Source organism: Lacticaseibacillus camelliae DSM 22697 = JCM 13995 (assembly GCF_001436615.1).
Taxonomy (GTDB): Bacteria; Bacillota; Bacilli; order Lactobacillales; family Lactobacillaceae; genus Lacticaseibacillus; species Lacticaseibacillus camelliae.
Map to the genome: position 1 here is coordinate 1 of NZ_AYZJ01000045.1, position 6,716 is coordinate 6,716.

The following is a 6,716-nucleotide window of genomic DNA, read 5'->3' on the forward strand; positions in this document are numbered from 1 at the left end:
GGCAGAAGGTGGTAAGATCCATGGCACGGGTGGTAAATTCGAATGGCCGCCTTCACGCACAACTTGCGCAACGACGGAGAAACAAAGAACCCAACAAATTCAGTATTGCCAGCGAATTATGGGCATGTGAGTATTCAAAGTCCAAGTAAATACCCGGGTACTGTTCAACGAAATATGTGGGCAAAAACGTGGGCAAAAACTGATTTTATTTGCCAAGCATTGCTTAGAATCAGCCTCTACCGATGCCCTGCCGAATCATCCCACGAGTTATCGATAAAATTTGCGAGCAATTAAAAAGCCCGAATTTACGGGCTTTTTTGCTAATTTTCATTCAGCTTTATCAGAGATCCCATACCCACCATGAGTAGCATTGCCAATCAGCCTTGGTTCAACCATTGGATTGTTGGCATAATCTATTTTTCCTTTCAGTACCTCAAAGAATTCAATAATATTCAGCCTAAAGTGGACATAACAATGAAAATCAGAATATTGGCTAAAAAATTCTAATGGAGTTTCCACCGCCACAGAAAAACTATCCCTGATCAACTCAATAAGGTAGCGAAGTCCCTGTTCGGCGAGGTTTCGCACAACGTTGCCATATTCCTCGCTGTGTGACCTAGATGTGTCAAGCACAATCTGCACGTCAATTAGAGACTGAAAGGATGCTTCAATATCGCTAAAATCATTTGTGAGCACTATAATATTATGCGTTGCTCTAGAGTTCTTAATATGGCTGAGAAGACGCTGCTTTTTGTTGTCATCAATAAGCACCGTTTCTACTGTATAAAAAAGTGCAAAATCCTCATTCTCACCAAACGGTCTACTATCAACGGTTGAATATTTGCCAAATTTAACAGTCACTCACACAGGAGACTTATCCAAGAATATAGTTTCGTTGAAATTTTTGTCTCTAAGGCCTCTGATAAAAGCTCTTTAGCGCGAGCAAAACCATTTACCAGAACTGTCCCGTGCATGGTCTCGCTATGCGCTTTTAACCCTAACCAGACCATTATGATCTTGTCGCTGTCATTAACGCCACGAATTACAGCAGTACGCTCATCTGAGTTCAAGAAAGTTTCGAAGCTATTTTTAAACGAACGATACTCTTCATTCATCATTCTTCCCCCTTCACATAACATTAGGAGTTTCTAGATCAATCAAACTTCTGAGGTATAGTAACCTTAGTCTCTTTGTACACATCGAATAATGAGACCACTGAATATCTATAGTTGGCATGACTGTTACCAGGCTCATCAACCTCAAATAAAGTGAGTTCCTCAGCCTTATTTCCATGACTTAAGCCATCCAGTGATGGACCATCCTCTTCTATTGATTTAAGCGTATATTCAGTTCGTCGAACTTTTCTTATATCATTTTTATCTTTTAAAAAAATCCATCGGCTAAAAACGATTTCATTACCATTTTTATTTTTACCTGTTAGGGCGTCTCCTTGAACCATATTAGCCTTAATAATCGTTGAAGCGCTTTTCTCAACTTTCTTATTTTCCCTTGACTTATACTTGCCCAATTGCTGAGTATATTTCTGATAAAACACATGATACATATGCGTTACAAGCAATTCTGTATTATCTGTCAATAATTCAATACCGTATAATGAGGTTAGAGCAGTTAATGCATTGTTTTCAAATTCAATAATGGAATCAGACAGTTTCTCAGCTACAACGAGTTTACGAGAAAGTATCTCAGTTAAAAATGCACCTTCACCAGCTGCAGGCTCAAGAAAAGTTGCAGTCAATGAATGCAGCTCACCTTTAAGTTCTGGCTGATTGAGCATAACATCCACAACTCTCTTAGGAGTGAAGACCTCCCCGTGTTCCTTTACACGCTCATTAGATTTGATCAATTTTTCGTCAGCCATCAATCCATCTCCTGAACTTTTTCTTCGATGAACGAGATCTCATCTTGATTGAGTCCATATTTTTTGAAGAGCTGTTGATCTATCTTGTTAACAGATTGACTCCAGTCAATATCAGAATGAGATGAAAAATCCTGTAAAGGTACTTTCTTCCATACTGAAATCGGGTTATGCTGAGTTACCTTTAGTACTCCCAACATTGCTCTAGCAAATTTGGATTTTACATACTTAAGTGCTGCTTCCGCCTGAGTCCTTGAATCAAACTCTCCGAATGTCATAAATGTTTGGGTGGTACCCACAAGTGGGGTACCCCACTTGTGGGGTACTGACAACTTCGCCTAGTGCTCCACTCCCATTTGAATGAGGCACGATTACCTTGTACTTATCAAGATTAGGGTGGTCTTTGACATAAGAGCGTCTAATCCACTTATAGGTTCGTTCGCCATGAAGTCGTCCAAGAATCCTTATGTACTCAACAGAATCTGAAGGTTTTTGATCAAAAAATATTTCCGGTAGTACCTCAAAAACGTTTGGGGCAATATCATATTTATGTCCAAGCGGTCGACGCTTTTCAATGTCAGGGTGATCCTCAAGTAATTTCTCCGAGAATTTATAGCTCGTACTCGAGAACGCGATTTCGCTGAACGATTGTTCAGATTTCGCAGAAACCTTCTTCAAAATGCTCTGCAGCTGAGGTAGAGGGGTAAAAATACCTATCTCTCCAAAATCTTTTGTCTCGTCTCTTAAAGTTATAACCACTCCGCCTTTAATATCTGTATTAGGAAATATTTTTGAACTATTTTGCTCGTAATGAACGATTCTCAAATGCTTATCGTGTAACATCTTCTCATTCCAAGACTTTGGTGTGTCCCCAGCATTAGATAAAAATTTGGCTGGCGTTATTAAGACTGCCTTAGGCGCTAAACCATATGACAAATCCATAAAGTAATTATAAATAGAAGGCTGTTTCGTATTTAGTCCTGCTGACTGCTCCTGATAAGGAGGATTACCAATAACAACATCAAATTTCATAAACCCAAATTTCTCCTTTATGGTCTCAATACAATCATGGATATTTTGCCGAGCTAACTCGATAATGTTGTCCACATAAACCACATGTGTTGGATAATTTTTATATCCAGTTAACGTCCGTTCAGCTATAGTTTTCGCCATTGGTGTTTTGGCTACTGCAAAGACATTAGTACTTAAAATGTGTTCCCATATGTTCTCCTGATCTTTGGCTGAGAATTGTCCACCCGTGCTGTTATTAAGCCGCTCGAATCCTTGATAATACAGTGATGTAGCGACATATAGGGGGTAGAGTCCTGTCTTAGAATTAATCTCCAGTATACGAGTATCATCGTTTAAAATCTGCTCAGTAAGTGGAGTATTGCGCCATTTTACAATCTGTTTTCCATCCTCGATGGAACTTTGATACGAGTCATCAAAGAATGTTAAGCCACCAAGAGTTTCCCCCATTTGCATGTTGACGACACGCCAAGGCGTAAGAACTGTTTCCTTATCAGGATTTTTGAACGTGCCAAAAATTTCTGCTATCTGCATAGTTCTGTCAAGAGGATCCGCTTCATCCAACAACTTTACCCTGTGTCGAATAATGCGACCAGCCTCTAAAAAAACCTCCGGATCGTAATATTTCACAACTTGTCGAAACTTTTCCTTTGTAATTCCAACTGGCATAAATTCCGTCCATGATTTGTTGTCGACAAGGTCAATGAACTTATCGATATCAACATCCTTATCAATATCGATATCCATACCATAAATCATCATAGGAATGCGAATCGAAATTCCACGCAATACTGAAATCATCGATTTGCGTTGTTTCTTAAGTGCATTTTTTTGGTCTATAACGGCTTGTTCCTCAGGCGTACGTTCTTTCCTTGGCTTTTTTTCTGCTCTAGTGGCTTTTTCGTATTGTTCGTCATCAAGGCCTTGATGGTTGACATCAATCACATTGGGTTTTCGATCAGCCTTTGTCTGCCCAACAATTGCTTTAATATCATTGAACATCTTAAGGTCATCACTCGTCAGCTTCAAGAGTTCATCGTTATATAATGAATCGTCGTCAAAGCCAGATTGGACTGCCTTTTCTGCGTATACTTTCTTCAGTTGAGTCAACAAGGTATCGACCTTATAAGCCTTCATACCCTGCCCTTCTTCACCAATAATTGGCAAGAAGTTTAATAGCTCACCGAGCTTGGATCGCTGATCTGAGGTCTGCAACTTGCCCACTCCAGTACTCATCTGACGAGATGCAGCCATCACTTTCAAAGCACGATCTGGCGCAAAATCGAAAATATAGCAATTTGTCTTACGCCCAAACTCCTCATCCTCATAAGGCGTCTGAGCTCGGAATGCAGCCTGTAAGTATTGCATGGCACTGTTTGTATTGGATAAGAATATAACGCCAGTCCAGGGCTTGATTGTGACACCAGTGGTCATCTTACGAACTGTTAAAGTAATCGTTAGGGTTCGAGCCGGGTGGTCAGTTATAGCATCTTTTACGCGCTTAACGTCAGAATCTGAAGCGACAACAATATTGTCACTAGTATCTTTGTCAACAATATTGACGACATTATACGAGCTAAAAACAGGATGCTCGTCTAGCATCTTTTTCATTGCTCTGGCAGATTTAACTGATGGCATTAACCAAAGGGTGTGGCGTAAGCTCCTTCTGAATTCGCGAGTCGCAAATGGATAGTTTGATCTTCCATCAGGGCTAGAGATATTGTCTAGAAACTTTCTGACTTTGTTGGCATAGACAAAATCACCCGTCTCATCATCTACTTTGAAGAACTCTCGAAAGTTAAATGATTTATCATCGTCAAGGAAGTTCTGATCCTCGAAACGCTTCTTCATTTCGAAAGTATACATTGAAACTGCCGGTAATCCAATATACGGGTTACGCTCACCATTCGGGTGCTCACTGTCCCATGAATATTTTGCCTGCTGTTCCATAACGTAATCCCAAGTATAAACCTGGTCTGGCTCATACTGGTCAATCAGATTAAATGGAGTCCCCGACAATTCAAGCACGCGTGTGTAATCCTTCTTGACGACGCCATCGATTACCTGTTGTGCTAAATCGGTTTGCGTCCCTTCGTGTGCCTCGTCAATAATGACAAGGTCCCATTCTATATCTTTGACCAGCTGATTTTTATCAGCGACCGTTCCGCCAAATGCTTTCGACCCACGAAGGTCTTGAATACTAGCAAAGTAGACATATTTAGTGGCCTCTCTCTGCAAAGCCTCGAGAGACAGGTCCTGATCTCGCTTTGACCCATATTTATATCCAGCACTGGGCATACCGATCTTCTCAAAGTCCTCAAACCACCCATCGGCCACAACTGGACGATGGGTCATGATGAGTACTTTGCTATAACCTTCATTTTTGATCAACTGTAACGCAGACAGCGTCTTGCCAAAGCGCATCTTGGCATTCCACAGCATCTTATATTTTGATTTAAAAGTCTTTTCTGTTTTCTCCACTGCGTCTTTTTGTTCAGGACGCAGTTGAATTTCACTTGTCTCTGTTACAGGTCCGTCTATCGATTCACGCCCTGCCTTAACAGCCGCAATGGCTTCTTTCACATGATCAACATCGACCTTAAACCACTCACGCGCACCAGTTTTGTCCCTTAACGCTTCGTCCCGCCGGTATCCCGATTTTTCCAAAACATCGTGGACTGCGCGGTCATCAAACCAGGTATTAGTATCTTTCCGGTAGGCAAGCTCTACCCAGTCCAAATTATACGGAACCGCTGCTGTACGCATGTACTGACTAATCCGATGGTGAGCCTCACTCCTCAAATATTGACTGTTTGCAGACCAGTCCTTTTCCAAATCCTGACCAGCAGTCGTTTTGCCAACCTTTTCCAAGCCATTGTATCGAGGCCAGTATCCATCTGAATTATCTGCTGAAAGGGCATAGACGACTTGTCGTTCTGCCGTCGAATATAGAACAGGCTTCCAAAACGGCGGAACCTCACCTTGGTAGTCACAATACGCACTAGCAAACCAATACAACAATGTGATGATTTGTCGTAAAGCCTCAAGCCCATCTTTCTTTTCGTATTGGTTCAGACTATGTGAAGCCTCATTACCCACTTTCTTGATATCGTAAAGTAAATCAAGAACCCGCGAGTCAATGAGATGATGAACTTTGATTGTTTTCAAATTTTGGGCAAAAGTGTCGTCATTGTTCAGATAGTTTTGATCCAGAACAAATTTCACAATGTTTTCCGCGATCCTGCGAGCAGACGCCAGTTCTGAGCCGTAATCCCCCATTGCGTATTCTTGTTCAATAGACTTCGCTAATTGAAAATACGCCAAGCTGTCTTCGTTTTCCTGCAAGTACTCAAAGTTGCCACTCATTGCTCTACCTCCACAGTGCGTTTGAACAGAAGTGAAACTGTCTGTCTTCCATTATGAGACTTCTTTGCCTGAACTGGAAGAATGTATTGCTGATTTAGCACACATACATGCGGGGTTTAAATAAAGGTCATAAGCCTGCATTTTAGTTGTTTCTCGTTTTGCTCCATGTCCGCAACAAAAGTTTGATAATCAGCATCTGCTTGTGGGATGGGTAAGCCAATTTTTAAGACATCAATTTGAGGATCTCGCCGGACTTCATAAGGACTATTTATTCCCTTAAGCACTTGTAAGAGGCTCAAAGAAGGCTTACCTTGCTTCTCTGGAAACAAAAAGACGCCGCGTGGTGACTCAAACCGCAGTATATATGCCAGCATTTGCAAATAATCATCCCCCCCCAGTTTACAATTCAAGTGCAACACCCTGACGACTAGACCAGAAAGGCCAT

4 protein-coding genes and 2 pseudogenes are annotated in these 6,716 nt (G+C 41.3%); all 6 read right to left on the reverse strand.

What is annotated here, in order from left to right:
• Positions 1–327: 327 nt before the first annotated feature.
• Entirely contained in the window at positions 328–861 is a 534-nt protein-coding gene (locus FC75_RS08365; protein WP_056989628.1) for a hypothetical protein, read from the reverse strand.
• Entirely contained in the window at positions 858–1,115 is a 258-nt protein-coding gene (locus FC75_RS08370) for a hypothetical protein (protein WP_054666140.1), read from the reverse strand. Before FC75_RS08370 ends, FC75_RS08365 begins: the two co-directional genes overlap by 4 nt.
• Before the next feature lie 38 nt (positions 1,116–1,153).
• The gene (locus tag FC75_RS08375; RefSeq protein ID WP_054666142.1) at positions 1,154–1,879 is read right to left on the reverse strand and encodes a DNA methyltransferase family protein; all 726 of its coding nucleotides are present in this window, start codon (positions 1,877–1,879) and stop codon (positions 1,154–1,156) included.
• Complete coding sequence (locus tag FC75_RS13185) at positions 1,879–2,154, reverse strand: hypothetical protein (protein ID WP_338033676.1); 276 nt, start codon at positions 2,152–2,154, stop codon at positions 1,879–1,881. The genes FC75_RS08375 and FC75_RS13185 overlap by 1 nt, the downstream gene beginning before the upstream one ends.
• Positions 2,155–2,580: 426 nt before the next feature.
• Positions 2,581–6,271: pseudogene (locus tag FC75_RS08380) on the reverse strand (Eco57I restriction-modification methylase domain-containing protein); the annotation flags it as partial.
• Positions 6,272–6,387: 116 nt separating this feature from the next.
• Positions 6,388–6,716: pseudogene (locus FC75_RS08385) on the reverse strand (hypothetical protein); the annotation flags it as partial.

Bases quoted from the DNA above. Each gene is read 5' to 3' on its own strand.
- FC75_RS13185 (WP_338033676.1), bottom strand. From the start codon at position 2,154: ATGACATTCGGAGAGTTTGATTCAAGGACTCAGGCGGAAGCAGCACTT.
- FC75_RS08370 (WP_054666140.1), bottom strand. From the start codon at position 1,115: ATGAATGAAGAGTATCGTTCGTTTAAAAATAGCTTCGAAACTTTCTTG.
- FC75_RS08375 (WP_054666142.1), bottom strand. From the start codon at position 1,879: ATGGCTGACGAAAAATTGATCAAATCTAATGAGCGTGTAAAGGAACAC.